The following is a 24,467-nucleotide window of genomic DNA, read 5'->3' as shown; positions in this document are numbered from 1 at the left end:
GAGATCTTGATGCCGCAGCCGTGGCATGCCTTCTCCGAAAGCGAACAGACATGAACAATCATCAGACCGAGATTCTATCGAATTACGTTATGAAAGGCCGGACTTTACGGAACCGTCTGGCCGTCGCGCCGATGACCAGGGTGACGGCGACCGGGTCCGGCGTCCCGACCCCGGCGATGCGCGACTACTACGCCAGGTTCGCCAGGGGCGGTTTCGGCCTGGTGATCACCGAAGGGCTGTATACCGACAAGGCATACTCGCAGGGCTACCGGAACCAGCCCGGCATTGCCGACGACGCCCAGGCCGAGGCCTGGACATCGATCACGAGCGACCTCCAGCAACATGGTGCGCTGGTGTTCGCGCAGCTGATGCATGCGGGCGCCCTCAGCCAGGGCAATCCCTTCCGCAGCCATACCGTCGCGCCTTCCGCGGTGCAGCCTGCCGGCGAGCAGATGGCCTTCTACTATGGCGAAGGGCGCTACCCGGTGCCGGCCGAAATCGGCGAACAGGAAATCGCCGAGGTCATCGATGGCTTCGTCCAGTCGGCGATCCGCGCGGTGCGCGTGGCCGGCTTCGACGGCATCGAGATCCATGGCGCGAACGGCTACCTGCTGGACCAGTTCCTGACCGCCCACACCAACCTGCGCACGGACCGCTGGGGCGGCAGCGTGGAGGGCAGGGTGCGCCTGCTGGAAGAGATCGTGAAAGCGGTGAAGGCCGCGGTCGGCGGCGAGGTTCCCGTGGGCATCCGACTCTCGCAGGGCAAGGTCAACGATTTCAGCGCCAAGTGGCCGGGCCGCGAGGCCGACGCGGAAGTCATCTTCGGCACGCTGGCCCGTGCCGGCGCCGATTTCATCCATGTGACCGAATTCGAGGCCTGGCAGCCCGCGTTCGAAGGTGGCGGCGCGAGCCTGGTCGCGCTGGCGCGCCGCTTTGCACCCGGCGTGACGATCATCGCCAACGGTTCCCTGCACGGCATCGAGCGCGCGGAGCAGGCGCTGGCACTGGGCGCGGACATCGTCGCACTGGGCCGGGGCGCGCTGGCGAACCCGGACATGCCGCGCGTGTTCGAGAAAGGGGATGCGCCGCGCGCCTTCGACGGCGCCATCCTCGGGCCGATCGCCGACATCAAGGAGTCCGAGCTCGCTTTCGGCGCAGGCGCTTGACGGACTTGCGCGGGACAGGCGTAGAATCGACGCGTTCCCAAAGGAGTCCGCCACATGAAACGCTGGTTCCTGCTGGCCGCCTTCGCTGCGGCCGCCACCGCTTCGGCCCACCACGGCTGGACCGAGTACGACACCGACAAACCGCTGCAGCTCAACGGCACCATCCAGGAAGCCGGCTATGTGCAGCCGCACGGCTGGATCCGTCTCAAGAGCGCCGGCAAGACCTGGCTGGTGGTGCTCGCGCCGCCGGGCCGCATGGACAGCCGCGGGCTGCCCAGGGACAGGCTGGCGGTCGGCACCAGCGCCAGCGTCTACGGTTATCCGCACCGCACCAGGCCTGACGAGATGCGCGCCGAGCGCATCACCATCGGCGGCAAGACCACCGAGCTGCGCTGATGCCGCCCGGCGCCGGGATCGACATACCGGCCGGTGCGGCGGCCTGGACCGTCTGGCTGGCCGCGACCCCGCCTGCCGCGGCCATGCGCGCCAGCCCCTGGCTGTATCCCGGCATCGAAATCCTTCACATCATCGGCTTTACCGTGCTGGTCGGCGCGGTGGCGATGTTCGATCTGCGCGTGCTCGGCCTCGGCCGCGAACTGCCGCTGCGCGCGCTGGCGCGTTACCTGCTGCCGTGGTCGGTGGGCGGCATGCTGGTGGTACTGCCGAGCGGCCTGCTGCTGTTCGCCGCCGAGGCGCCCGAGCTGGCCGCCAACCGCGTATTCCTGCTGAAACTGGTGCTGATCGTCGTCGCCGGCCTGAACGCGCTGGCCTTTCATATCGGCCCCTGGCGCGTCGGCGCACACTGGCAGGACACCGCGCCGCTGCGCGCGCGCCTGCATGCGGCCTTGTCGCTGCTGCTGTGGCTGGCGGTGATCGCCTGCGGCCGGCTGCTGGCTTACGTATAGCATCGAAAAAATCGATGATAGAGGCGAAAATAACTCGTTTTTCTTCCACCGGCCGGGTGTCCATAATGGTTTCCATCGACAACCCACATGGAAGGAAACATCATGGAAACCAGCAAACTCTACCCCGTCGGCCGCGCCCTCGCCGGCTCCCTGTTCGTCGTGTCGGGCATCGGCAAGATCCTCGGCTTTGCGGGCGTGGCCGGCTGGATGGCCGGCATGGGCCTGCCGTTCGCCAGCCTGCTGCTGGCCGCCACCATCGCCCTCGAAGTCGGCGGCGGCCTGGCCCTGGTGACGGGCTTCCAGGCGCGCTGGGCCAGCCTGGGCCTGGCCCTGTTCCTGGTGCCGGTCACCCTGATCTTCCACGCTTTCTGGGGTGCCGGCGCGGCCGAGTTCCAGAACCAGCTGAACCACTTCCTGAAGAACGTGGCGATCCTGGGCGCGATGCTGGTGATCTTCGATATCGAACGCCGGCGCGTGCAGGCGAAGACCGGCGCCGGCATCCTGCGCGTCCGCGCGGCCTGATCAGGTCCGCGCATCACGTACAATCGACCGAAAACACCAGGGAGAACATCATGGAAGTGACGACGCACCGCGGCCAGGGACCGCTGCAGCAGGTAATCGAGATCGGGCCGCACCGGCTCCTGACGGACGTGTCGCCGGCGCTCGGGGGCGAAGACAGCGGCCCGGAACCCCACGACCTGCTGGCCGCGGCGCTGGCGGCCTGCACCACCCTGACCGTCAGCCTGTACGCGAAGCGCAAGGGCTACGCACTGGACGAGGTGAAGGTCGGCATCAAGCACGGCCAGGAAGGCGAGGCCTACGCCCTGCACCGCAGCATCCATTACGTGGGCGCCCTGAGCGAGGAAGAAAAGCAGCGCCTGACGGACATCGCCAACAAGTGCCCGGTCCACAAGACCCTGTCCGGGAAAATCCAGATCACCACGGAGGCAATCTAAATGGAACCCGATCACAAACACGATGAACTGAGCAAGCTGGAAACCATCGTGGTGCCGCGCACCCATGACCTCGGCGGCGGTTTCGAAGTCAGGCGCGCGCTGCCGCACCGCGACCGCCGCATGGTCGGCCCCTTCGTCTTCCTCGACCAGATGGGCCCTCACGTGTTCGAGGCCGGCACCGGCATCGACGTCCGTCCGCACCCGCACATCGGCCTGTCCACCGTGACCTATCTGCTGGAAGGCGAGATCTCGCACCGCGACAGCCTCGGCACGGTGCAGGACATCCGTCCCGGCGCGGTGAACTGGATGACGGCCGGGAAGGGCATCGTCCACTCCGAGCGCACCGGCCCGCAGGTGCGCGCCCAGGGCTCGACCCTGTACGGCCTGCAGTGCTGGGTGGCGCTGCCGAAGGCGAAGGAAGAGAACGATCCGAGCTTTTCGCACATCGGCGCCGGCGAGCTGCCGATCATCGACGGCGACGGCGCCAGCGCCCGCATCATCGCCGGCGAATACTTCGGCAAGCGCGCTCCGGTGCCGGTGGAATCGCCGCTGTTCTACGTGGACCTGGCCCTGCAGCCCGGCGCCCGCATCGGCTTGCCGGCCGAGTATCCGGAACAGGCGCTGTACGTGGTGGAAGGAACGCTCGACCTCGGCCGCGACGGCAGCTTCGGCCCCGGCCAGCTGCTGGTGCTGAAGCCCGGCGCGGCCTTGACCCTGGCCGCCGGCAATGGCGGCGCTGCGCGCGTGATGCTTCTGGGCGGCGAGCCGATGGACGGGCCGCGTTACCTGACCTGGAATTTCGTGTCCAGCTCGGCCGATCGTATCGAGCAGGCCAAGGAAGACTGGCGCGAGATGCGCTTCCCGAAGGTGCCGGGCGAGACCGAGTTCATTCCGTTGCCGGATCTGCCTGGGCGGCCGGTGCGGTATCCGTAAGTCGCCTGCGCGGGAGTGACGTCAGGACACCGGCGGTTTGACCGCCGCCTGCACGGCCCCGAGAATGCGTTCCGACAGTCCCGGATCGGCCACCGCGCGCGACAACGTCAGTGCGCCGACCAGTGCGGCCAGCGCCACCAGGCCCTGGTCGTCGGCGGCGGCGCCGAGCTTGCAGTCCCCCAGTCGCTGCGCGATCGTCAGGGCCAGGCCGTCGGTGGTGGCGCTGGGCTGGCCTCGCAGGCCGAGTTCAGCGCACAGGCTGGGCAGTGGACAGCCGGCACCCGGATCGTCGCGGTGGCGCGGCGACAGGTAGCTGGACAGGAGGGCGCGCAACGCCGCTGGCGACAGCGGATCCTGCCACTCTTCCCTGGCCTGTTCGGCCGCCGCTTCGAGCGAGGCCTCGACCAGCGCTTCCTTCGACGCGAAGTGGGCATAGAAGCCGCCATGGGTCATGCCCAGCGCCTTCATCAGGGGGACCAGGCCCGTGCCGTCGATGCCGTCGCGGCGGAAGCGGCGCGCGGCCTCGTCGAGGATGCGCCGGCGCGTCTCGGCCTTGTGGTTCTGCGAATACCGCATGCGTATGTGCTGTGAATTAATTGCCGTACTGAAATTGTAAAACTTTTGACAGTATCAGGCAAACATTCGTCCATCGATGTCAGTGGCGCCGCACCGCATGTTCCCGGAGGTAGGCGGCGCAGTCTTCGGCGCTCAGCGGTTTGCTGTAATAAAAACCCTGGATCTGGTCGCAGCCGGCGGCGCGCAGTCCATCGAGCTGTTCCTGCAGTTCGACGCCCTCGGCGATCACTTCCAGGTGCAGGCTGTGGGCCATCGCGATGATGGCCTTCACCATCGCCATCGATTCCACGCTCTCGTGCATGTCCTGGACGAAGGAGCGGTCGATCTTCAGCTTGTCGACCGGCAGGCGCTTCAGGTAGCTGAGGCTCGAATAGCCGGTGCCGAAGTCGTCGATGCTGAGGCTGACGCCGAGTCCGCGCAGGCGCGCCATCAGGTCGGCGCTGCGTTCCGGATTCTGCACCGAGGTGCTCTCGGTGAGTTCCAGTTCGAGGTCGCCCGGCTGCAGTTCGGCGTCGCGCACCACGGTGTCGACGCAGCCGACGATGTCGGTACGGTAGAACTGGCGCGCCGACAGGTTGACCGCCACCGGCACGGCGGGCAGGCCGGCGGCGCGCCAGGCACGGCACTGGTCGACGGCGCTCTTCAGCACCCATTCGCCGATCTCGACGATCAGCCCCGCCTCTTCGGCCACCGGAATGAACTCGACCGGCGAGATCAGGCCGTGGCTCGGGTGGCGCCAGCGCAGCAGGACTTCCAGGCCGGCCACCGCGCCGTCCTTCAGTGCGATCTTCGGCTGGTACAGCAGGAACAGCTCCTTGTGGTCGAGTGCTGCGCGCAGCTGGCTTTCGAGTGCCAGCTTGCGGTTGAAGGCCTGCTTGAGCTCTTCCGTGAAATGCTGGATCTGGCCGCCGCCCAGCAGCTTGGCGCGGCGCATGGCGAGGGCGGCATTGCCGAGCAGGGCGTCGGCATTGTCGCCGTCGTGCGGGAAGATCGCGTAGCCGATGCTGCAGGTGAGGGGAATCGCGCCGCCGCCCGGGTTCTTGAACTCGCGGTGCACCGCCTGGGCCAGCTGGCGCAGGCGGTCGCGCGCCACGCTGTCGTCGCCGAGGCCGGGCAGCAGCACCACGAATTCGTCGTTGCCGACCCGCGCCAGCAGGTCGCCGGGCCGCAGCACGCCCTGCAGGCTCCAGGTGACCGAGACCAGGGCCTGGTCGCCGGCATGATGGCCGAGGGCTTCGTTGAGGCGCTTGAACTTGTCGAGGTTGATCGAGACCACCAGGGTCGGCGTCCCCTGGCTGCGCCAGTCGTCGAGGCCCTGGCCGATGATGCGCGCCAGCGCCTGGCGGTTCGACAGCCCGGTCAGCTGGTCGTGGTTGAGCAGGAATTCGACCTGGCTGGCGGCCGCGCTCAGCTCGGGGTCGGCGCCGTCCCGCGGCACGTGCGAGTACAGGGCCTGCACCGCGGTGGCCAGCTGCCGATGGTGGATCAGCTGTTCGACCATGCGCGCCAGGTCGCGCAGCACGTCGAGGTCGCCGGCGCCCAGCCGGCGCGGCCTGGTGTCGAGCACGCACAGGGTGCCGATCGCCATCCGATCGACCGAGTACAGCGGCACGCCGACGTAGAAGCGTACGTGCTCCTTCCCGGTCACCAGCGGGTTGTCGCGAAAGCGCGGGTCCCTGGTGGCGTCCTCGATCACCAGCGGCTCGTGTTCGAGGATGGTGTGGCCGCAGAAGGAGATGTCGCGCGCGGTCTCGGTCGCCTCGAAGCCGCAGCGCGATTTGAACCACTGGACATCCTTGTCGACCAGGGACACCAGCGCGGTCGGCGCATCCAGCAGGCGCGCCGCCAGGCGTGTGATGCGGTCGAACGCCTCCTCGGGCGCGCTGCCCAGCAGGCGGGTGGCGTGCAGGGCGGTCAGGCGGCGTGCTTCGTCGACGGGGATATCTGGAATCTGCATTCGGCCTCGCTTCGTGAATCGGTTCCTGTCGAGGCCATTCTGCCATGGGAGCCGAACTGGAGCAGAGGCAAGGGTGCGCCATCTACACGATTGACTTTATCTTGCGGGCCTGCTTGCGATAACATCCATGACGATGCCCCGCGCGGGGAGATGGAGACTGAGATGAAAGCGATCGTTACCGGCCACACGAAAGGCCTCGGCGCGGCACTGGCGCGCAATCTGCTGGCGCGCGGCGTACCGGTGCTGGGCCTGGCCCGCACCCGCTCCGACGAACTGGCGCAAAACTGGCCCGAGCTGTTCGAGGAAGTCGAACTCGACCTCGCCGACGGGCCCGCGCTGATCGACTGGCTCGACGGCAGGGAGCTGAGCGATTACCTGGACGGCACCGGCGCCGTACTGCTTCTCAACAATGCGGGGATGGTGAGCCCGGTCGGCCCCCTGGAAGACCAGGATCCGCGCGCGGTGCTGCGCGCGGTGACCCTGAACGTGGCGGCGCCGATGGCGCTGGCGGCGGCGGTGGTGCGCGCCAGCGACGGCGGCCAGAAGCGCATCATGCACATCTCCAGCGGCGCCGGGCGCCATGCCTATCCCGGCTGGAGCGTGTATTGCGCCACCAAGGCGGCCCTCGACCACCACGCGCGCGCGGTGCTGATGGACGCCGGCCAGGACGTGCAGATCTGCAGCCTGGCGCCGGGCGTGATCGACACCGGCATGCAGGCCGAGATTCGCGACACCCCGGAAGACCGCTTCCCGATGCGCCAGCGTTTCGTCGACCTCAAGGAAACCGGCACCCTGCTCGACCCCGACGAATGCGCCGAGCAGCTGGTCGACTACCTGCTCGGGAAAAGCTTCGGCGACGAGGTCGTGGCCGATCTGCGTACCTTGGCGGTCAAGGCCTAAGCTCGCCTGCCGTGCCGCCGGCGCGGCGCTGCGACAGCGCTTGTCGCCATCCTTGAGATCATTCTTCCCGTCACGGGCAAGCCTTCGGTGAAGTATGCGCCGATCCAACAGGGCGCAACAAATAGTTGCCTGAGTGAAATTATATTTGATAAGATGAAAATTCCTTCCCGGTTACCCCCGCCGTGTGACCGCGGACCGCCGTGCGCCCTTGTGCGCCTGCGCGCCGGCATTAATACACGTTTTTGAACAGGTTCGAATGAAATCCCAGGCATTGCAATCCCGGCTCGACAGTCTCCTGAAGGAGAAGGAAGAAATCAGGCCTGTCATCGTCGCCTACGGCATGATGAACGCAGGAAAAAGCTATCTGCTCAATATGCTGACCGGCCACCTCGAGCAGGAATTCTTCAAGACCAATGACATCCGCGAGACGGTCGATGTGGCGCGCTACGACGACGCCGGCTGCGACTGGCTGGATACGCCGGGCCTGGACGCCGACGAGGAAGACGACCGCCGCGCACAGCACGGCGTACGGAGCGGTGACATCGTGCTGTTCGTGCACCAGCCCCAGGGCGAACTGGAAGCAAAGGAGCTCGCCTTCCTCGGCCGCTTGCGCGCTTCGCTGGATGCGCAGGCGGCGCGCAATATCGTCGTCGTGCTGAGCAAGGCCGACAAGGAAGCCGCCGACAAAATCGGACAGATCGAGCAGCGCATCGCGCAGCAATGTACCGACCTCCTGGGCTTCGCGCCCCGCATCTTCCGCGTATCGGCACGGCGCCACCGCGACGGCAGCATCAAGGGCCAGCAGGCGCTGGTTGCCGCCGCCGGCGTCGACGTCCTGGCGGCGCATTTGCGCGAACTGGCCGCCGACGTGCGCGCGGTCCGTGCGCAAAAGCGGCTGTCGTACATCGACGAGTTGCTGGCGCAGGTCGGCGAGGCCCGCGCCGCCGCACTGGCCGAGCGCTCGCGGCTGCACGCCTCCGTCGTTGCCGCCTTTGCCGCCTACAACGAAGGGATGGCGCAACTGCGCCGCTTCCTGGACGAGAGCGCGTCCGACTACAAACGCATTCAAGGATAATTCATGGCATTACCCTGGTTGATCGGGGCCGCGGTGGTCGGCCTCGGCTCGCTGATTGCCGCTGCCGCCAGCGACGACAGCAGCTCGAATAGCAGTTCCGGCACCGGCTCGGACAGCAGCGCCGACGAGGAACGCCGCCGCAGGGAAGCGGCGGCCAAGGAACATCGCCGTCGCGAACGCGAGGAAAAGCTCGCCAGTGCCCGGACCCTGTTTGCAGGGAAGGGTGCGGCCCTCGGCGAAGAACTCGGCGAGGCACTGGACGGGATCGTTCAAGTGAAATCCGGGTCCACCCCGGCGTTCAGGCCCCGGCTTGGCGCCCAGGATCTGGGAATTCCGTCGTCCGATGACGGCCGCGCGCATGAGGTTTCACATGCCCTGCGCGGGTCCGTCATCGCGGACGATCCCGAGCTCGAGCGGATCGTGGAGAATCTCGAGTTCCACGCTCGCGTCTACGACGTGAACATGTGCTGCACCCCTCGGGTCTGGCAGAAGCTGCTGTCCCTGGACGACGTGAACGCGGCACTCGTGGAACTGGACAGCATCGAGCGGCAACTGCGGGCGCTCAGGCGCGGCGCCGCGGCCTGAGAGCGGAGCGCATCATGCAGAACACCATCCTCCGCACCGACCTGCTGGCCTCCTTCCAGGACTTGCAGGACCAGTTCAACGATACCCTGGCGTGGGCCCAGGCCCGGGAGCACGAATTCGACAGCTTGCGCCAGCGCTTCCTAACGGCCTTCCAGGCTCACCTGGACCGGGCCCGCCAGCAAACCCCGGAAACCAGCCCGATCCATGACCAGGTCCTGGGCTTTATCGACCTGATGAAGGCGACCGGAAACGAGTGGGATGCCAGGGTGCGCGGCCGGGAGTCGGGCGTGAACTTCCAGTCGAGGTTCGGCGATTCCCTGCTGGTCTTCGTCAACGGCAAGGTCAAGTCGGGCAAGAGCTCTCTTGGCAACTATATGGCGTGGGGGCATAGCGATCCCGCCGCCGACCTCAAGGAAGGCGTCCCGGCCGCGCTGACGCCTAGGTATTTCTATCAGGACCACGTCAAAGTGGCGGGCGGCGACGCCAAGGAAGAGGCCGTGGACAAGAGCGAGTTCCGCGTCGACGCCATCGAGGCGACGAGCTCGATCCAGGGCTTCAGCCTGCCGGGCCTGACCTGGGCCGATTCGCCCGGGCTGCATTCGACCAACCGCGAGAACGGCGACCTGGCGAAACGCTATGTCGAGCATGCCGACCTGATCCTCTACACGATGAAATCCGATTCGCCCGGCCGCGAGAGCGACCTGGCCGAGATCTCCGGGCTGTTCAGCAAGGACAAGCGGGTCCTGCTGCTGTTGACCGGCAGTGATACCACCGACGACGAGGTGCTGGACGACGGCGAAACCATCGTCACGACCGTGGTCATGAAGTCCGTGGCCGACCGTGAGAAGCAGCGCGCCTATGTGCGCGAGGCGCTGGAGAAGATTTGCGGCGCCGAGCTGGCGGCCGGGGTCGAGATCCTGTCGATCTCGTCCCGTTATGCCCAGCTTCATGCGGACGACCCGGTCCGCTTTGCCGACAGCGGCATGAGCGAGCTGTTTGATACCCTGCGCCGCATCGCCCGCGAAGACGGCGTGGCGCTGAAGGCGCGCACGCCGCTGGCGAACCTGTGCCACTTCCTCGAAGCCTGCCGCGCCGACCTGGATCCCTATCAGGCGTTGCTGGCTGGTTTCAGGGAACCCTTGCAGGCGCTCAGGCGCCATTCGGACCGGCGGCTCGGCACGGTCGTGCATGCCGCCCAACGCGAGCTGCAAGTCTTCATCGACGGCTTTTTCGAGCGGATCGAGGCCAGGCGCGAGAGCGGCGATCCGCGCGCGGAACTGGTAGCCTTCCAGCAGGCGCTGGACGGGCAGTTCCGCGAGATCACGCACGCGCACCTGGCGACCGTGTTCGAAGAGATCATGTCGGGCTTTGCGGATGCGGTCCAGGACACCTATCAGTCGAGCACCCTGGTGCGTCTGCCGGATTTCGACCTGCAGAAGGTCATCGAGAAGATCCCACAGGTGCGCAGCGGCACGCGCAAGCGCAACAGCGTGATCGGCAGCCTGCTCGGCGGTGCGCTCGGCCTGCTTGCCGGCCCGGCCGGCGTGCTCGCGGGCGCGGCCATCGGCGGCAAGCTGGGCAGCGCGACCGGCGACAGCGCGTCCACCACCTATCGCGAGATCGAAGTCACGGTCGGCGACAACCTGCAGCAGATCCGCATGCAGGCGCTGCGCGACGGCCAGCTGGCGATCGAGGGACAGATTCGCAACGGCGCCACGGTCCTGTGGCAGTCGATCGAACGCGACGTCGAGCGCCTGCTCGGCAGCCTGGCCGGCGAAGTCCAGGGCTTCGAATTGGAACTGCGGCAACTGCTGCGGACCGTCCAACTACAGCAGGAGAAAGTATGACCATCGATCCATCCCGCCTGTTCGAGGCCTACGAGGGCGCGCGCGAACTGGCGGCCGCCTCCCCCGTCCTGGCGGCCTCGTTCGCCGCCGTCGGCAAGGCATTCGAAGACAAGAAGGGCAGCCCCGACGCTAGGATCATGGTGTACGGCGTCTACAATGCCGGCAAGAGCACCTTGATCAATGCGCTGCTGCGCAGGGAGGCGGCCGCCACCGGCGACATTCCGCTGACCGACAAGGTCTCCACCTATGCCTGGGGCAGCTACGAGATCCTCGATACGCCCGGGGTGGACGCGCCGATCGAGCACGAACAGGTGACTCGCGAGCAGATGGTGACCGCGGACGCGATCGTGTTCGTGGTCGATCCGCTGGGGACCGTTGAAGAGGCGAAGACGCTCGACGTGCTGATGGAGATGGTCAGGGCGCGCCGCCAGATCTACCTCGTCTTCAACGAGAAGAATCCGGTCGACGCGGAGACCTTCGTGCACCTGAAGGACCAGTTGCGCAGCCGCCTCCAGGCGCTGGCGGCCGAGCGCGGCCTGTCCGACGTGCTGAAGGACATTCCGATCTCGAAGGTGAACGCCCGCCGCGCCCTGCAAGGCTGGCTCAGGCAGCAGCCCTTGCTGGTCGAGGCCAGCGGCTTCCCGGCATTCGAGCAGCAGCTCGCCGCCTTCCTCCAGGGCGTGGGCCCCGACGCCGTCTACGGCCGCTTGCGCCAGCAGCTGCAGGAGTTCCTCGCTTCCGCGGTGGCGACGATCGAAGGCGCTTCGCAGTCGGAGATCGTCAGGAAGTATGAGCGCCTGTTGCAGCGGGTCAATGGCGAACGCGCGCGCGTGGCGCGTGACATGAAATCCGAGATCAACCGCCAGCGTGTCGACCTGGCCCGGATGAGCATGGCGTACATGCGGTCGGCCCCGGAAGAATGCCAGGTCCGGATCGAGGGCTTGCTGCGCAAGGCAGGCGAGCAGGTGGCCGTCAGCCTGCAGGCCGAACTGCAGGTCGTGGTGACGCTGGTGCAGGCGGAGATCGACGAATTCCAGGTCGCCGTGCCGGACGTCGGCGTGGCCGAGGCGCCGGGCGCGGCGCCGGCCTTCCGGGCCGATTCCCAGGAGCCGGGCGCGGCGGGAGCACCGCTAGTAGCGGCCATGCCGTTCGCCCCGATCCAGGACTTGTTGACTCAGGCGGGCCCGCTGGCCAGGCCAGAGTCCATCGTCGGCGGCCTGAAGGTGGTCAAGAACGTGATGCCGTCGCTGATGAAGGGCGTCGGCGTCAAGACCATGGAAAAATGGGGCGCCGCCATCGTCGGAAAATGGATTCCCTATGTGGGCGTGGCGATGACCGTCGGACAGGGGCTGTACGCGCTGTTCCGCGGCGACCCGGAAGCCGAGCGCCTGCGCGAGCAGCACGCCGAGCAGGAGCGCGCCCGCGAGCGCGCGGTCCAGCAGATGGAAGATTTCGCGCTCGAACTGGCGAACGGCTTCGAGATCGCGATGCTGGCGGCCGTCGACAAGGAAAGCGACGAGTTCTTCGGTGCCGTCAACGGCCAGCTCGAACAGCTACGCCGGAGCTTCAGCGATGCCGAGCAGCAGAACAGCCGGCGCCTGGAACAGGTGCTGGAGATCCAGCGACTGGTGGCCGGCGCGTGATGAACGGGGGAGACCAGGCGCCATTCCCCTGCAACGGCTGCGGCAAGTGCTGCCGCCTGGTCGACCGCAGCACCGAGACCGCCTGGCTGGACCGCGGCGACGGCACCTGCCGCCACTTCGACGAAGCCACGCTGGGCTGTACGATCTACGAGACCCGTCCGCTGGTATGCCGGGTGCAGGACTATCATGCCGCCCACCTTGCCGGGCGCTTCTCCTGGCCGGAGTTCGTGAAGATCAACCTCGCCATCTGCGCCAGCCTCTAGGCGGTGCGCACGCTTAGGCCGCCGGAGCAGAAGGAATCTGCAAGCCGCGCGCCACCGCCGGCCGCGCCACGAAGGCCGCCAGCACCCGCGCGACGTTCTTGAACTCGTCGAAGCCCACCAGCTCGCGCGCGCCGTAGAAGCCGATCAGGTTGTTCACCCACGGGAAGGTGGCGATGTCGGCGATCGTGTACTCGTCGCCCATGATCCAGTCGCGCCCCTCCAGCTGCCGGTCCAGCACGCCGAGCAGGCGCTTCGATTCGGCGGCGTAGCGGTCGCGCGGGCGCTTGTCCTCGTAGTCCTTGCCGGCGAACTTGTGGAAGAAGCCGACCTGGCCGAACATCGGGCCGATGCCGCCCATCTGGAACATGAGCCACTGGATGGTCTGGTAACGCAGCGCCGGGTCGTCCGGGAGCAGCTTGCCGGTCTTCTCGGCCAGGTAGAGCAGGATGGCGCCGGATTCCCACAGCGGCAGCGGCCGGCCGCCCGGACCGTTCGGATCGAGGATGGCGGGGATCTTGTTGTTCGGGTTCAGCGACAGGAATTCCGGCGACAGCTGGTCGTTCCTGTCGAAGGCGACGCGGTGCACCTCATAGGGCAGGCCGATCTCTTCCAGCATGATCGCGGCCTTCACCCCGTTCGGGGTCGGCAGCGAATACAGCTGCAGGCGCTCGGGATGCCGGGCGGGCCATTTGCGCGTGATGGGGAAGTTGCTCAGGTCGGTCATTGTCGTCTCCCTCGGAGTGATTGGTCGGTATTGATTGTACTCAAGATACATCCGCAGCGTGGGTGGGACTATCCATGAATGGATGAGCTCCTGCGCTATTACGAAGAAGAGTTGGGCCTGTTCGGACAGTTCGCGCGCGAATTCCGCGCCCGCTATCCGAAACCGGCCAGCGAGCTGCACCTGGCCGGCGAGACCTACGAAGACCCCAGCGTCGCCCGGCTGATCCAGTCGGTGGCCCTGATGAGTGCGCGGATCCGCAAGCGCCTCGACGACGACTATCCCAAGTTTACCGAATCGCTGCTGGAAAGCCTGTATCCGCACTACCTGCGGCCCATGCCCTCGCATACCATCGTCCAGGTGGGCGGCCGCAGCGATGCGGAACTGCCGGATGCACCGGTCCTGCTGCCGCGCGGGACCATGCTGCGCACCAGCGCCCGCGACGACGGCGTGTGCCAGTTCCGCACCGTCTACGACGTGCTGCTGGCGCCGTTGCGGGTGGCGCAGGTCAGCTTTGCGCCGCTGGCGAAAAGCCCGCGTTCGCTGCGCCTGCCGCGCGGCGCCGCCAGTGCGATCGGCATCACCGTCGATACCCCGGGACCGCGCCCGCTGGCCGCGAGCCTGCCGCCGCGCCTGCGCCTCTTCGTCGACGGCGAAGCGTCCACCCGCGCGGCCCTGATCGACGCGCTGTTCCTGAAGGCCGGCTGCGCCTTCGTCCAGGCCGGGGGCGAGGCGGCCTGGCTGCCGCTGCCGGCCGTGCCGCTGGCGCTGGCCGGCTTCGACGAGAACGACGCCATGATTCCCTTCCCGGCGCGCTCGCATCCGGCGCTGCGCCTGCTGAGCGAATACTTCTGCTATCCCGAGAAGTTCAGCTTCATCGACCTCGACACCACGGCCCTGCGCACGCTGTTGCCGCCGCGCTGCACCGGCTTCACCCTGCACGTGGTGCTAAACGGCCTGGCCGCCGACTCGGACGCCGCGCGCCTGCTGGCCGGCATCGGCCCGGGCAACCTGCTGCCGGCCTGCACCCCGGTCATCAACCTGTTCCCGAAGGCCGGCGCGCCGCTGCAGCTGTCCTATACCAGCGCCGACTATCCGCTGCTGGCCGACGGCTTCCGTGCGGCCGACTACGAGATCCACAGCGTCGACGCGGTGCGCCTGGTGCGCGAAGGCGCCGGCGCCGCCAGCGTGACCCGTTTCGCGCCGCTGTACGCGGCCGACGGCGGCGAGGAGCGGGAAAGCCGGACCCACTACTGGATCACGCGGCGCGACCACACGGTGGCCACCGTCAGCCCCGGCCACGAGATGCGCATCGCCCTGATCGACGCCGACTTCCGCACCAGCCAGACGGAAGGAGCGCCGGGGTGCCGGACCACGCTCTCCACGATGCTGACCTGCACCAACCGCGACCTGCCGGCCCGGCTGCGCTACGGCGACCCCCAGGGCGACCTGCGCACCGACGAGCTGTCCAGCGTGGCGCCGATCCGCATGCTGCGCAAACCCAGTCCCAGCTACCGCTTCGGCAGCACCAAGGGCGCGCACTGGCGCCTGATCTCCCACCTGTCCCTCGACCACGCGAGCCTCACCATGGCGGGCCTGGACGACTTCCGCAAGATGCTCGCCCTGTACGACCTGCCGCGTTCGCCGGCCGCGCAGCGCCTGATCGCCGGCATCCACGGCCTCGAGCACGGCGCCGTGCGCGCCTGGGTCCGCACCGCGCCGGTCTCGACCCTGATGCCGGGCATCGGCATCCGCATGACGGTCGACGAAGAAGCCTTCACCGGCAGCAGCCTGTTCGTGTTCGCCAGGGTGCTCGACCATTATTTCGCCCTCAACGGGCAGCTCAACTGCTTCACCCGGCTGCAGGTGGTGTCGCGCCAGACCGGCCAGGAAATCCTCGCATGCGAACCCCGCCACAGCAGCCAGCCGCTGGGCTGATCGAGCGCCTGCTGGCCGAGCCGCAGCGCTTCGAATTCTTCCAGGCGGTGCGGCTGCTGCTGCTGTGGCTGGGCGAGCAGGGCGTGCCGCCGCGGCGGGCGCTGGAACGCCACCTGCGCTTCCGTAACAGCCTGGCGCTCGGCTTCCCGGCCGGCCAGATCGAGGCGATCGTGCCGGCGGGCCTGGCGCCCGGCCTGCCGCCGCAATTCCACCTGACCCCGACCTTCATGGGCCTGCTGGGCGCCCACGGTGCGCTGCCGAGCCACGTCACCGAGCGCATCGCGGCCTGGGAATCGAGCCAGGCGGACGTCCAGCTGGCCGAGGCGCCGCGCGCCTTCCTCGACATCTTCACCACCCGCATGCTGGCCCTGTTCTACGGCGCCTGGCGCAAGTACCGGATCGAGCATGCGGTGTCCGGGCCGGAGGCCGGCGACGGTTTCCTGCCGCTGCTGCTGGCGCTGGCCGGCTTCGCACCCGGCGCGCCGCACGAACAGGTGGAGGATGCCACCCTGGCGCGCTATGCCGGCGTGCTCAGGCAGCGCCCGGCCTCCGGCGTGGTGCTGGCCAGGGTGCTGTCCCACCATTTCGGGGTGCCGGTCCAACTGCAGGAGGGGATCGGCCACTGGGATGCGCTGGCCCCGGACGAGCAGAGCGTGCTGGGCAGCGCGGCAGGCCGGCCGGGCGCGGTACTGGGCCAGGCCGCGGTGCTGGGCCGGCGCTGCTGGCGTCCCGACCTGCGCGTACGGGTGCGCATCGGCCCCTTGCGGCGCGCCGGGTTCGAGCGCTTCCTGCCGCGCGCGCCGGGCGCCCTGGCCCTGCGCACCATGCTCGGCCTGTTCGCCGCGCCGACCCTCGGCTACGAGGTGGTGCTGGTGCTGGCGCGCAGCGAACCGCGTCCCGTGCAGCTGGCCGGCGGGCCGGAGCAGCTGGGACGGGACAGCTTCCTGATCACCAGGCCGCCGGCCCGGGACCGCGCCGACATGGTCTACGAGATGCGGCCGATGGCGCCGCTGCCGGATACGCCCGTGCCATTCCCTGTCGAGGACATGGCGGACGGGGCTTGACCTTCCCATCGTGGGAAGGATTATCCTGTCGTTAAATGACAGGAGCAATCATGGAAACGATGGAATCGCCGGCCGGGCTGCAGGTCGCGGTACGCGGCATGACCTGCGCGTCCTGCGTGGCGCGCGTCGAGAAGGCATTGAAGAAAGTCCCCGGCGTCGAGGACGCCAGCGTCAACCTGGCCACCGAGCAGGCGACCGTGCACGGCGCGGCTCTGGATGCCGACGCCATCGTCGCGGCCGTGGCCCTGGCCGGCTACGAAGCGGCGCCGCTGCAGCGCGGCCAGCGCCGTGTGCCGGAAGAAGAGGGCAAGACGGGCCTGCCGTCCTGGTGGCCGGTGGCCGCCGCCGCCATCCTCAGCCTGCCGCTGGTGCTGCCGATGTTCGGCCAGCTGTTCGGCACCGACACCGCCCACGGCTGGATGCTGCCGGGCTGGATCCAGCTGCTGCTGGCGACCCCGGTCCAGTTCTGGCTGGGCGCGCGCTTCTACCGCGCCGGCTGGAAGGCGCTGCGGGCCGGTTCCGGCAACATGGATTTGCTGGTGGCGATCGGCACTTCGGCGGCGTATGCGCTGTCGGTGGTTCAGCTGGTCACCGTCCCGGCCGGCGAGCGCATGCCGCATTTGTATTTCGAATCCTCGGCGGTGGTGATCACCCTGGTGCTGCTCGGCAAGTGGCTGGAAGGCCGGGCCAGGCGCCAGACCGTCGAGGCCATCCGCGCGCTGGAATCGCTGCGCCCGGAGTCCGCCCTGGTGCGGCGCGGCGGCCAGGACCTCGAGATCCCGCTGGACGCGCTGCGCGCCGGCGACGTGATGGTGGTGCGGCCGGGCGAGCGTGTGCCGGCCGACGGCCGTGTGCTCGAGGGCAGCAGCCACCTGGACGAATCCCTGCTCACCGGCGAGAGCCTGCCGGTGGCGCGGACCATGGGCGAGCCCGTTCTGGGCGGCGCCGTCAATGGCGAGGGACTGCTGCTGGTCGAGGCGACCAAGGTCGGTACCGACACCATGCTGGCCCACATCATCCGCATGGTCGAGGATGCGCAGGCGGTCAAGGCGCCGATCCAGCGCCTGGTCGACCGCGTCAGCGCCATGTTCGTGCCGGCGGTATTGCTGATCTCCCTCGTTACCTTGCTCGGCTGGGGCCTGGCCACCGGCGACTGGCAGCAGGCCCTGCTGAACGCGGTGGCGGTGCAGGTGATCGCCTGTCCCTGCGCGCTGGGCCTGGCGACGCCGACCGGGATCATGGTCGGCACCGGCGTGGCGGCGCGCCATGGCATCCTGATCAAGGACGCCCAGGCGCTGGAGACGGCCCACGCGGTGCGCACCGTGGTGTTCGACAAGACGGGGACGCTCACCGAAGGCAAGCCGCGGGTGGTGGCGGTCGAAGGCGGCGATGCGCTGCTGGAGCTGGCCTGGGCGGTGCAGCAGTACAGCGAGCACCCGCTGGCGAAGGCGGTGGCGCAGGCGGCCCGCGAGCGCGGCCTGAAGCTGCGCGCCGCCTTCGACGCCGGCGCCTTGCCGGGCCGCGGCGTGCGGGCACGCGTCGGCGCCACCCAGGTCTATCTCGGCAACCGCCGCCTGATGCAGGAGACCGGCGCCGACGTCGAGGCCTGGGACGCTGCCGCGCGCCGCCACGAAGCTGATGGCCGTACCGTGTCCTGGCTGGCCGCGGAAGAGGGCGGACAAGTGGCAGTGCACGGCCTGCTGGCCTTCGGCGACCGCCTGAAGCCGACCAGCGCGGCGGCCATCGCCCGCCTGAAGGAGATGGGCGTGGATGCCGTCATGCTCACCGGCGATAACCAGGGGGCGGCGGCGCTGGCGGCGCGCGAGCTGGGCCTGGGCCGTTTCGTGGCCGAGGTGCTGCCGGCGGACAAGGCCGACGCCGTGCGCAAGCTGATGGCGGAGCATGGCGGCGGCAAGCGGGGCGGCAAGGTGGCGATGGTCGGCGACGGCATCAACGACGCCCCGGCCCTGGCCGCGGCCGACGTCGGCATCGCGATGGCCGGCGGCACCGACGTCGCCATGCACACGGCCGGCGTCACCCTGATGCGCGGCGACCCGCTGCTGGTGGCGGACGCCATCGCGATCTCGTCCGCGACCTACCGCAAGATCCGCCAGAACCTGGGCTGGGCCTTCGTCTACAACGTGGTCGGGATCCCGGTCGCGGCGCTGGGCCTGCTCAATCCCATCCTGGCCGGGGCGGCGATGGCGCTCAGCTCGGTCAGCGTGGTCACCAATGCCTTGCTGCTGCGGCGCTGGACGCCGGAACAGCGGCAGGATTTTGTTTCAACCCAAGGAGAACCAACGATGTATCAACTGACTGTAGAAGACATGACTTGCAAACACTGCGTGGGTCGCGTGACCAAGGCCGTGCAGGAAGTCGACCAGGACGCCAGGGTCGACATCGACCTGCCGACCAAGCGGGTGAAGATCGACAGCAAGGCCGACCTGGACCGGATTGCGCAGGCGATCGATGCGGCCGGTTATCCGGTGAGCGCGCGTTCCTGAGGGGTCCCGGCGCTGGCGGCTGGCCTGTGCGCGATTGCCGCCCAATCGACCAGTGCGGCAAAAAATTGGCAGTTATGTAAAATTGCCGAGAATGCAAATTTACCAACCCGCACACGAAAGGCGCGCACATGGCCAAGACCGACCTGTCGAACTACAACCTTGCCGAGCTCAAGGGTTTGCAATTCGATATCGAGAAAGAGATCAAGTCCCGCCAGAAGGATGAGGTGCGCAAGGCGCGCGAGCAGATCCTGGCGATTGCCCAGGACGTCGGGGTGCCGGTGACGGCCCTGATCGCGAAGGCCGGCGGCGCCAGGAAAGGCGGCGATGGCGCGCAGGGCCAGGCCCGTTTCCGCAACCCGGCCGACGAGTCGCAGACCTGGACCGGCCGCGGCCGCCAGCCGAAGTGGATTGCCGAGGCCCTGGCCGGCGGCAAGTCGCTGGAAGATTTCCGGGTTTAATCGGAGGGCGCGCCTGTCGTATCATACGGTCTTCGACAATGGATAGGTATTTATGAACTTCGAAGACGTAGCGGCGGCGGCCGACAAGCTCCAGGCCGGCGGCACGCCGGTGACCATCGACGCGGTGCGCGACGCCCTCGGCGGCGGTTCCGCCAGCGCCATCTCCCGCCACCTGGCCGACTGGCGCGCGGCCAACGAAACCCCGCCCGAGCCGCCGAAAGCCGAGCTGCCGCAGAACCTGATCGCCGAACTGGCGCGCTGGGCCCAGCAGTTCGCCGAAGAGGCGGGCACCGGCACGCGCGCCACCCTGGCCCGCCACGAAGCAGAGCTGGAAGCCCTGCGCGAAGCCGGCGATGCCCTCGAGGCTGAGCGCGGCGACCTGCAGCAGCGGCTGGGCGAGCTCACGGCCGCGCGCGACGAGGCCCTGGCCTCGGTGGCCGAGCGCGACGAGGAAATCGAGCGCCTCAACGCCGAGCTGCGCAATGCAAAGCAGGTGGCGATGGATGCCCTGGTCGGCAAGGCCAAGGACCAGCTGGCGATCGAGGGCAAGGATGCCCAGCTGGCGGACCTGCGCACGCAGCTGGAGAAGGGCGTGGCGCAGAATGCGACGCTGTCGGATGCGCGCCTGGCTGCGGAGATGGAACTGGTCGGCGCCAAGACGGCGCGCGACAGCCTGGAAGCCGAAAACGCGGAGCTGCGCGCCCAGGTCGCGGCGTTGCGCAAGAAGGCCTAGCCGGCGCCTCCCCGCCGGCCTGGCCGGCGGTGTCGGCCGGGTGCGTGATGAACTTCGCCGCGATGCTGGCCAGGATCGCCAGGGTTCCGATAGTTGCCATCAGGGCCTCGAGCATGGCGTCCTCGCATCGTATCAATGGTGCAGCAGGGCGGGTGCATAAGTCTTCAGGAAGAATACCAGCGTGATGCAGGCGGTGGCGCATAGGGTCATCGCGCGTATCACATTGGCCGGCGCGCGCCGCCCGATGTGGGCGCCGCCGTAGCCGCCGATGACGGCGCCGGCCAGCATCGCCAGCGTCTCCGGCCAGCGCACCGCCCCGGCCGCGACGAAGGCCAGCACCGCCACCGTGTTCGCCGCGCTGACCAGCAGCGTGCGCGGGGCGTTCAGGCGCTTCAGGTCGCTGTTGTCGAGCAGTCCCCACACGGCGATCATCATGATCCCCACCGCCCCGCCGAAATACCCGCCGTAGACGCCCAGCGCGAACTGCACCGCCAGCACCGCATGCGCGTGGATCTTCCAGCGCGCCCGCAGGGCTTCGCCGGCGCGCCGCCCGAAGGCCAGCGCCAGCGAGGCCACCAGCAGCAGCCAGGGCAGCACGAAGCCGAAGGCCGCGGACGAGGTCTTCAGCAGCAGCACCGCGCCCACCAGGCCGCCGCACAGGGTCGCCGGCAGCAGGGAGCGCAGCGGCACCGGGCCGACCGAGACCGCGCCGTCGCGGTAGGCCCAGGCGCTGGCGAGGCCGCCGGGGAAGAGGGCAACCGTGCTGGAAGTATTCGCCTGGACCGGAGGCACACCGGCCGCGATCAGCGCCGGCAGGCTGACGAAGGAGCCGCCGCCGGCCAGCGCATTCATCGCACCGGCCACGATTCCCGCGGAAAAAGTCAAGATCATCGCATTCATGCAAGGATCTTAGTGGCGGGGCGGCGCCTTCGCAATCTGGCAATACCAGGGTCAGCCTTCGGAAAATCCGAAGGCTAATGGCCGCTGTGGCCGCCGCCGCGCTTGACGGTCGCCACCGGTTCGTCCGCTGCCGCGGGCGTGGCCGGCGCCCGGACGGTCTCCGGCGGCGCCCCGGTCCACTCCCGCGCCACCGTGCCCGCCGGATGCCGGTACCAGCCCGGATCGCGGAAGTCGCCGCGCGCCAGGCCTTCGCGCACCTTGATCATGGTGAACATGCCGCCCATTTCGATCTCGCCGAAGGGTCCTTTGCCATCCATCATCGGCAGGGTGTTCTCCGGCAGCGGCATGCGCATGCCGCCCATCGAGCCGCCTTTCTCGCCCATCACCATATAGCCGGGCACCAGGTCGTTGATCTTCCTGGCCACGCCGCGGTGGTCGACGCCGATCATGTTCGGCACCTGGTGGCCCATCGCGTTCATCGTGTGATGCGATTTATGGCAGTGGAAGGCCCAGTCGCCGGGAGCGTCGGCGTTGAATTCGATCGCGCGCATCTGGCCCACCCCGATATCGACCGTCACTTCCGGCCAGCGCGCCGCCGGCGGAATCCAGCCGCCGTCCGTTCCGGTGATCTCGAAGCGGTGGCCGTGGATGTGGAAGGGGTGGTTGGTCATCGTCAGGTTGCCGATGCGGATGCGCACGCGGTCGTCCTTCCTCACCACCATGGCATCGGTGCCGGGGAAGGCGCGGCTGTTGATGGTCCAGATATTAAAGTCGAGCATGGTGTTGACGTTCGGCGTGTAGCCGCCCGGCTCGATGTCGTAGGCGTTCAGCAGGAACACGAAGTCGCGGTCCACCGCGTGCTGGCGCGGGTCCTTCGGATGCGTGACCCAGGACCCCATCATGCCCATGCCGATCTGCGCCATCTCGTCGGCGTGCGGGTGGTACATGAAGGTGCCGGCATGGCGCGCCACGAATTCATACACATAGGTCTTGCCCGGCGCGATGGCCGGCTGGGTCAGGCCCGCCACGCCGTCCATCCCGTTCGGCAGGAACTGGCCGTGCCAGTGGATGCTGGTCGCCTCCGGCAGCTTGTTCGTGACGAAGATGCGCACGCGGTCGCCCTCGACCACCTCGATGGTCGGCCCCGGGCTCTGGCCGTTGTAGCCCCACAGGTTGGCCTTCATGCCGGGTGCAATCTCGCGCACCACCGGCTCGGCCACCAGGTGGAACTCCTTGACGCCGTCCTTCATGCGCCAGGGCAGGGTCCAGCCGTTCAGGGTGACGACCGGGTTGTAGGGACGCCCGTTCGGCGGAACCAGCGGCGGCGCGGTGCCGGCCGAACTCTGTTGCGGGGCTTCGGGGATGGCGGCGGCTGCGACCTTGCCGACCAGCGATGCGCCGACCATGGCGGCGCCGGCGCCGCTGAGGAAATTCCTGCGGGATGTCATTCTGCGTGTTCCTTGACGTTTGCATCGTGATGCCGTTGTTCGAGCCGCATGCCGAGCGATGCTTCGAGCGTCGCGTGCGCGGTCCAGAACTCCTTCAATGCCTCGATATAGGCCGAGACCGCGTTCGCCTGTTCGCGCGAATCGGCCAGCAGTTCGCGGGTCGAGACCAGCATGCCGTTGTAGCGCAACAGGACTTCCTTCGAGATCCGCTTGCGCAGCGGGATCACGGTATCGCGGTAATGCGCGGCGACCTCGTAGGCGCTGCGGTAGTCGAGATAGCTCTCGCGGGCTTCGCTGCGCGCCGCGACCGCGGCCTGGGCGACGCGCTGCACCGCCTGCATGTAGACGCCCTCGGCCCGCGCCACCCGCGCGCCGCCCCAGTCGAACAGCGGCAGTTCCAGCGTGAGCTCGTAGCCGCGCGCGGTCGGCGCATTGGTCGTGGTGTCGTTCACGAAGCCGAGATCGAATACGTTGACCAAGCGGGTCGTCCTGGTCAGCCCGAGATTGGCGGCGGTGGACTCGGCATCGAGTTTCGCGGCCTGGACGTCGAGGCGCTGCGACAGGGCGAGGCGCTCGACGTCTTCCAGGCTGGCCGGCGCGGCGGGCAGCTCGGGCAGGTGGGCGGGCAGGCTGTACTGCGCATCCTTGCCCCAGAGGCCCAGCAGGCGGGTGAGCTTTTCGCGCGCCGCCACGGCCGTCTTGCCGGCGCGTGCCAGGGCGGCGCCGGTCTCGGCGTGGAACAGCTGTTCGCGCGCCAGGTCGAGCTGGCTCATATTGCCCACTTTCGCCATGCGTCCGGCCAGTTCGGCGCTGGCCTCGGCGGCGGCATCGACCTGGCGCGCGTATTCGAGCGCCTGGTTCGCGGCCACCGCCTCGACCCAGGCGATGCGGGTGTCGCGCGCATGCTGCTCGATCTCGCGCGCCACTTCCAGCTTGACCTGCTCGAAGCGCTGCGCTTCCAGGCGCGAGGCCAGGGGCAGGGTCAGCAGCCTGGCCAGGTTGACCGTGAAGGTGCGCTCGATGGCGATGTCGCCGGCGTTCGACACGCGCTTGAAGTCGAGTACCGGATTCGGCAGGCGGCCGGCCTGGGCCAGGTCGGCCTGGGCGATGCCGACCTTCCAGTAGCTCGCCTGCAGGCCGGGATTGGCCAGCACGGCCACCTTGACGGCATCGTCCATGCCGAGCGGCTTGGCCAGCATGGCCCGCACCGACTGCGTCAGCTCGCGGGCGGCGGCATCGTCGCGCGCCAGTCGCGGTTCGGCCCCGATGTGGCTGTGCGCGGTGCCGGCCACGCTGCCGAAGCCGCCGTCCGGGGCCACCGTCGTGCAGCCGGCCAGGACGGCCAGCGCGAACGGGGCGCCCAGCAGTCTGAAACTCATGGCGTCTCCTTCGGCATCTTCATCTTGTCCATCTTGCCCATCTTGTCCATGCAAGGGCAGGCTGCGCAGCAGGCCATCTTGGCGTCGCCGGCCTTGTTCCCGGCCCCGCACTGCATGCCTTCGCCTTCCTTGCCGCCGCCCGGCTTGCACATCGCCGGCGCGGCAGGGGCCTGCATCTGCATGCCCTGCATGCCCTGCATGGCCGCATGGTCATGGCCGCCGTGGCCAGCCATGCCTTTCATGGTGAGGGACATCGAATTGGTGGCGGCCACGGTGTCGTCGGCGCCGCTCCAGTTGCGGTCCGGGCTGGCGTCGGCCGCCGCCTCGGGCTTGTGGCCGAGGACCGACTGGTATCGGGTGGCCGTCACGGCGGCCTGCGGATCGGCGGCTGCGGCCGGGGCCTGCTGGGCGTGAGCGTGGGCGCCGGCCATGGCCAGCAGCAGGCAGGCGCAAACGCGTGCCAGGGATGATTGGTGTTTCATGTGAACCTCGTCGAAATGCGTGATGACAGCCGTC

Annotated in this window: 24 protein-coding genes; 17 read left to right on the top strand and 7 right to left on the bottom strand. The window is 68.4% G+C overall.

Annotated features, from left to right (window positions below):
* Positions 1–50: 50 nt before the first annotated feature.
* The 6 genes from AC1DOQ_RS13095 (at position 51) to AC1DOQ_RS13070 (ending at position 3,960) form a co-directional block, all read left to right on the top strand.
* Positions 51–1,166 carry an NADH:flavin oxidoreductase gene (locus AC1DOQ_RS13095; RefSeq protein WP_477364416.1) on the top strand — a complete coding sequence of 372 codons (1,116 nt, stop codon included), beginning with the start codon at positions 51–53 and terminating at the stop codon, positions 1,164–1,166.
* A gap of 54 nt (positions 1,167–1,220) precedes the next feature.
* Positions 1,221–1,562, top strand: coding sequence for a DUF6152 family protein (locus tag AC1DOQ_RS13090; protein WP_477364413.1), 342 nt, complete (start codon positions 1,221–1,223; stop codon positions 1,560–1,562).
* Positions 1,562–2,071 (top strand): DUF6644 family protein, encoded by a 510-nt coding sequence (locus AC1DOQ_RS13085; protein WP_477364410.1) that lies wholly within the window; start codon positions 1,562–1,564, stop codon positions 2,069–2,071. Before AC1DOQ_RS13090 ends, AC1DOQ_RS13085 begins: the two co-directional genes overlap by 1 nt.
* Before the next feature lie 102 nt (positions 2,072–2,173).
* On the top strand, positions 2,174–2,593 hold the full coding sequence (locus AC1DOQ_RS13080) for a DoxX family protein (RefSeq protein WP_477364407.1): 420 nt from the start codon (positions 2,174–2,176) through the stop codon (positions 2,591–2,593).
* 50 nt (positions 2,594–2,643) lie between these two features.
* Positions 2,644–3,027: an OsmC family protein gene (locus AC1DOQ_RS13075; protein ID WP_477364404.1), complete on the top strand. Its 384-nt coding sequence runs from the start codon at positions 2,644–2,646 to the stop codon at positions 3,025–3,027.
* A complete protein-coding gene (locus AC1DOQ_RS13070; RefSeq protein ID WP_477364401.1) occupies positions 3,028–3,960 on the top strand; it encodes a pirin family protein in 933 nt (310 codons plus the stop codon). It begins immediately after the preceding gene.
* 21 nt (positions 3,961–3,981) lie between these two features.
* On the opposite strand, the gene AC1DOQ_RS13065 is transcribed toward AC1DOQ_RS13070, so the two are convergent.
* Together AC1DOQ_RS13065 and AC1DOQ_RS13060 are read right to left on the bottom strand one after the other, a co-directional pair.
* Positions 3,982–4,536: a TetR/AcrR family transcriptional regulator gene (locus AC1DOQ_RS13065; RefSeq protein ID WP_477364398.1), complete on the bottom strand. Its 555-nt coding sequence runs from the start codon at positions 4,534–4,536 to the stop codon at positions 3,982–3,984.
* Positions 4,537–4,615: 79 nt separating this feature from the next.
* Complete coding sequence (locus AC1DOQ_RS13060) at positions 4,616–6,493, bottom strand: putative bifunctional diguanylate cyclase/phosphodiesterase (protein WP_477364395.1); 1,878 nt, start codon at positions 6,491–6,493, stop codon at positions 4,616–4,618.
* Between the two features lie 162 nt (positions 6,494–6,655).
* On the opposite strand from AC1DOQ_RS13060, the gene AC1DOQ_RS13055 reads away from it, so the two are divergent.
* The 6 genes from AC1DOQ_RS13055 to AC1DOQ_RS13030 all read left to right on the top strand — a co-directional run bounded on the left by AC1DOQ_RS13055 (position 6,656) and on the right by AC1DOQ_RS13030 (position 12,806).
* Positions 6,656–7,393, top strand: a complete 738-nt coding sequence (locus AC1DOQ_RS13055; protein ID WP_477364392.1) for an SDR family oxidoreductase — start codon at positions 6,656–6,658, stop codon at positions 7,391–7,393.
* Positions 7,394–7,649: 256 nt separating this feature from the next.
* Complete coding sequence (locus AC1DOQ_RS13050) at positions 7,650–8,468, top strand: GTPase (protein ID WP_477364389.1); 819 nt, start codon at positions 7,650–7,652, stop codon at positions 8,466–8,468.
* Between the two features lie 3 nt (positions 8,469–8,471).
* The gene (locus AC1DOQ_RS13045; RefSeq protein ID WP_477364386.1) at positions 8,472–9,053 is read left to right on the top strand and encodes a hypothetical protein; all 582 of its coding nucleotides are present in this window, start codon (positions 8,472–8,474) and stop codon (positions 9,051–9,053) included.
* A gap of 14 nt (positions 9,054–9,067) precedes the next feature.
* Positions 9,068–10,900 (top strand): dynamin family protein, encoded by a 1,833-nt coding sequence (locus AC1DOQ_RS13040; RefSeq protein WP_477364384.1) that lies wholly within the window; start codon positions 9,068–9,070, stop codon positions 10,898–10,900.
* Entirely contained in the window at positions 10,897–12,543 is a 1,647-nt protein-coding gene (locus AC1DOQ_RS13035; protein WP_477364381.1) for a GTPase, read from the top strand. The genes AC1DOQ_RS13040 and AC1DOQ_RS13035 overlap by 4 nt, the downstream gene beginning before the upstream one ends.
* Positions 12,543–12,806: a YkgJ family cysteine cluster protein gene (locus tag AC1DOQ_RS13030; protein WP_477364378.1), complete on the top strand. Its 264-nt coding sequence runs from the start codon at positions 12,543–12,545 to the stop codon at positions 12,804–12,806. The genes AC1DOQ_RS13035 and AC1DOQ_RS13030 overlap by 1 nt, the downstream gene beginning before the upstream one ends.
* 13 nt (positions 12,807–12,819) lie before the next feature.
* Here AC1DOQ_RS13030 and AC1DOQ_RS13025 read toward each other — a convergent pair whose 3' ends face one another.
* Positions 12,820–13,530 (bottom strand): glutathione S-transferase N-terminal domain-containing protein, encoded by a 711-nt coding sequence (locus AC1DOQ_RS13025; RefSeq protein ID WP_477364375.1) that lies wholly within the window; start codon positions 13,528–13,530, stop codon positions 12,820–12,822.
* Positions 13,531–13,608: 78 nt separating this feature from the next.
* Here AC1DOQ_RS13025 and tssF point away from each other — a divergent pair, with 78 nt between their 5' ends.
* From tssF to AC1DOQ_RS13000, 5 genes are all read left to right on the top strand, one after another.
* The gene (gene tssF, locus AC1DOQ_RS13020) at positions 13,609–15,465 is read left to right on the top strand and encodes a type VI secretion system baseplate subunit TssF (protein WP_477364372.1); all 1,857 of its coding nucleotides are present in this window, start codon (positions 13,609–13,611) and stop codon (positions 15,463–15,465) included.
* On the top strand, positions 15,429–16,529 hold the full coding sequence (gene tssG / locus AC1DOQ_RS13015; RefSeq protein ID WP_477364369.1) for a type VI secretion system baseplate subunit TssG: 1,101 nt from the start codon (positions 15,429–15,431) through the stop codon (positions 16,527–16,529). The genes tssF and tssG overlap by 37 nt, the downstream gene beginning before the upstream one ends.
* 50 nt (positions 16,530–16,579) lie before the next feature.
* Complete coding sequence (locus tag AC1DOQ_RS13010; protein WP_477364366.1) at positions 16,580–19,033, top strand: heavy metal translocating P-type ATPase; 2,454 nt, start codon at positions 16,580–16,582, stop codon at positions 19,031–19,033.
* A 128-nt stretch (positions 19,034–19,161) separates the two neighbouring features.
* Positions 19,162–19,491: an H-NS histone family protein gene (locus tag AC1DOQ_RS13005; protein WP_477364363.1), complete on the top strand. Its 330-nt coding sequence runs from the start codon at positions 19,162–19,164 to the stop codon at positions 19,489–19,491.
* A 52-nt stretch (positions 19,492–19,543) separates the two neighbouring features.
* Positions 19,544–20,224 (top strand): DNA-binding protein, encoded by a 681-nt coding sequence (locus AC1DOQ_RS13000; RefSeq protein ID WP_477364360.1) that lies wholly within the window; start codon positions 19,544–19,546, stop codon positions 20,222–20,224.
* 132 nt (positions 20,225–20,356) lie between these two features.
* On the opposite strand, the gene AC1DOQ_RS12995 is transcribed toward AC1DOQ_RS13000, so the two are convergent.
* From AC1DOQ_RS12995 to AC1DOQ_RS12980, 4 genes are all read right to left on the bottom strand, one after another.
* Positions 20,357–21,124, bottom strand: a complete 768-nt coding sequence (locus AC1DOQ_RS12995) for a sulfite exporter TauE/SafE family protein (protein ID WP_477364357.1) — start codon at positions 21,122–21,124, stop codon at positions 20,357–20,359.
* Between the two features lie 74 nt (positions 21,125–21,198).
* Complete coding sequence (locus tag AC1DOQ_RS12990; RefSeq protein ID WP_477364354.1) at positions 21,199–22,572, bottom strand: multicopper oxidase family protein; 1,374 nt, start codon at positions 22,570–22,572, stop codon at positions 21,199–21,201.
* Positions 22,569–23,951, bottom strand: a complete 1,383-nt coding sequence (locus AC1DOQ_RS12985) for a TolC family protein (protein WP_477364351.1) — start codon at positions 23,949–23,951, stop codon at positions 22,569–22,571. Before AC1DOQ_RS12985 ends, AC1DOQ_RS12990 begins: the two co-directional genes overlap by 4 nt.
* Positions 23,948–24,433 carry a hypothetical protein gene (locus AC1DOQ_RS12980; protein ID WP_477364349.1) on the bottom strand — a complete coding sequence of 162 codons (486 nt, stop codon included), beginning with the start codon at positions 24,431–24,433 and terminating at the stop codon, positions 23,948–23,950. The genes AC1DOQ_RS12985 and AC1DOQ_RS12980 overlap by 4 nt, the downstream gene beginning before the upstream one ends.
* Positions 24,434–24,467 lie beyond the last annotated feature (34 nt).

The sequence above is a fragment of the Massilia sp. 01N417 genome, assembly GCF_056399645.1.
The sequence above is the reverse complement of the archived record's forward strand: the minus strand, read 5'-3'. Positions and strand labels throughout refer to the sequence as shown.

What these genes read in the sequence shown, in the direction of transcription:
- AC1DOQ_RS13095 (WP_477364416.1), top strand. Translation starts at nt 51, where the DNA reads ATGAACAATCATCAGACCGAGATTCTATCGAATTACGTTATGAAAGGC.
- AC1DOQ_RS13090 (WP_477364413.1), top strand. Translation starts at nt 1,221, where the DNA reads ATGAAACGCTGGTTCCTGCTGGCCGCCTTCGCTGCGGCCGCCACCGCT.
- AC1DOQ_RS13085 (WP_477364410.1), top strand. Translation starts at nt 1,562, where the DNA reads ATGCCGCCCGGCGCCGGGATCGACATACCGGCCGGTGCGGCGGCCTGG.
- AC1DOQ_RS13080 (WP_477364407.1), top strand. Translation starts at nt 2,174, where the DNA reads ATGGAAACCAGCAAACTCTACCCCGTCGGCCGCGCCCTCGCCGGCTCC.
- AC1DOQ_RS13075 (WP_477364404.1), top strand. Translation starts at nt 2,644, where the DNA reads ATGGAAGTGACGACGCACCGCGGCCAGGGACCGCTGCAGCAGGTAATC.
- AC1DOQ_RS13070 (WP_477364401.1), top strand. Translation starts at nt 3,028, where the DNA reads ATGGAACCCGATCACAAACACGATGAACTGAGCAAGCTGGAAACCATC.
- AC1DOQ_RS13065 (WP_477364398.1), bottom strand. Translation starts at nt 4,536, where the DNA reads ATGCGGTATTCGCAGAACCACAAGGCCGAGACGCGCCGGCGCATCCTC.
- AC1DOQ_RS13060 (WP_477364395.1), bottom strand. Translation starts at nt 6,493, where the DNA reads ATGCAGATTCCAGATATCCCCGTCGACGAAGCACGCCGCCTGACCGCC.
- AC1DOQ_RS13055 (WP_477364392.1), top strand. Translation starts at nt 6,656, where the DNA reads ATGAAAGCGATCGTTACCGGCCACACGAAAGGCCTCGGCGCGGCACTG.
- AC1DOQ_RS13050 (WP_477364389.1), top strand. Translation starts at nt 7,650, where the DNA reads ATGAAATCCCAGGCATTGCAATCCCGGCTCGACAGTCTCCTGAAGGAG.
- AC1DOQ_RS13045 (WP_477364386.1), top strand. Translation starts at nt 8,472, where the DNA reads ATGGCATTACCCTGGTTGATCGGGGCCGCGGTGGTCGGCCTCGGCTCG.
- AC1DOQ_RS13040 (WP_477364384.1), top strand. Translation starts at nt 9,068, where the DNA reads ATGCAGAACACCATCCTCCGCACCGACCTGCTGGCCTCCTTCCAGGAC.
- AC1DOQ_RS13035 (WP_477364381.1), top strand. Translation starts at nt 10,897, where the DNA reads ATGACCATCGATCCATCCCGCCTGTTCGAGGCCTACGAGGGCGCGCGC.
- AC1DOQ_RS13030 (WP_477364378.1), top strand. Translation starts at nt 12,543, where the DNA reads ATGAACGGGGGAGACCAGGCGCCATTCCCCTGCAACGGCTGCGGCAAG.
- AC1DOQ_RS13025 (WP_477364375.1), bottom strand. Translation starts at nt 13,530, where the DNA reads ATGACCGACCTGAGCAACTTCCCCATCACGCGCAAATGGCCCGCCCGG.
- tssF (WP_477364372.1), top strand. Translation starts at nt 13,609, where the DNA reads ATGGATGAGCTCCTGCGCTATTACGAAGAAGAGTTGGGCCTGTTCGGA.
- tssG (WP_477364369.1), top strand. Translation starts at nt 15,429, where the DNA reads ATGCGAACCCCGCCACAGCAGCCAGCCGCTGGGCTGATCGAGCGCCTG.
- AC1DOQ_RS13010 (WP_477364366.1), top strand. Translation starts at nt 16,580, where the DNA reads ATGGAAACGATGGAATCGCCGGCCGGGCTGCAGGTCGCGGTACGCGGC.
- AC1DOQ_RS13005 (WP_477364363.1), top strand. Translation starts at nt 19,162, where the DNA reads ATGGCCAAGACCGACCTGTCGAACTACAACCTTGCCGAGCTCAAGGGT.
- AC1DOQ_RS13000 (WP_477364360.1), top strand. Translation starts at nt 19,544, where the DNA reads ATGAACTTCGAAGACGTAGCGGCGGCGGCCGACAAGCTCCAGGCCGGC.
- AC1DOQ_RS12995 (WP_477364357.1), bottom strand. Translation starts at nt 21,124, where the DNA reads ATGAATGCGATGATCTTGACTTTTTCCGCGGGAATCGTGGCCGGTGCG.
- AC1DOQ_RS12990 (WP_477364354.1), bottom strand. Translation starts at nt 22,572, where the DNA reads ATGACATCCCGCAGGAATTTCCTCAGCGGCGCCGGCGCCGCCATGGTC.
- AC1DOQ_RS12985 (WP_477364351.1), bottom strand. Translation starts at nt 23,951, where the DNA reads ATGAGTTTCAGACTGCTGGGCGCCCCGTTCGCGCTGGCCGTCCTGGCC.
- AC1DOQ_RS12980 (WP_477364349.1), bottom strand. Translation starts at nt 24,433, where the DNA reads ATGAAACACCAATCATCCCTGGCACGCGTTTGCGCCTGCCTGCTGCTG.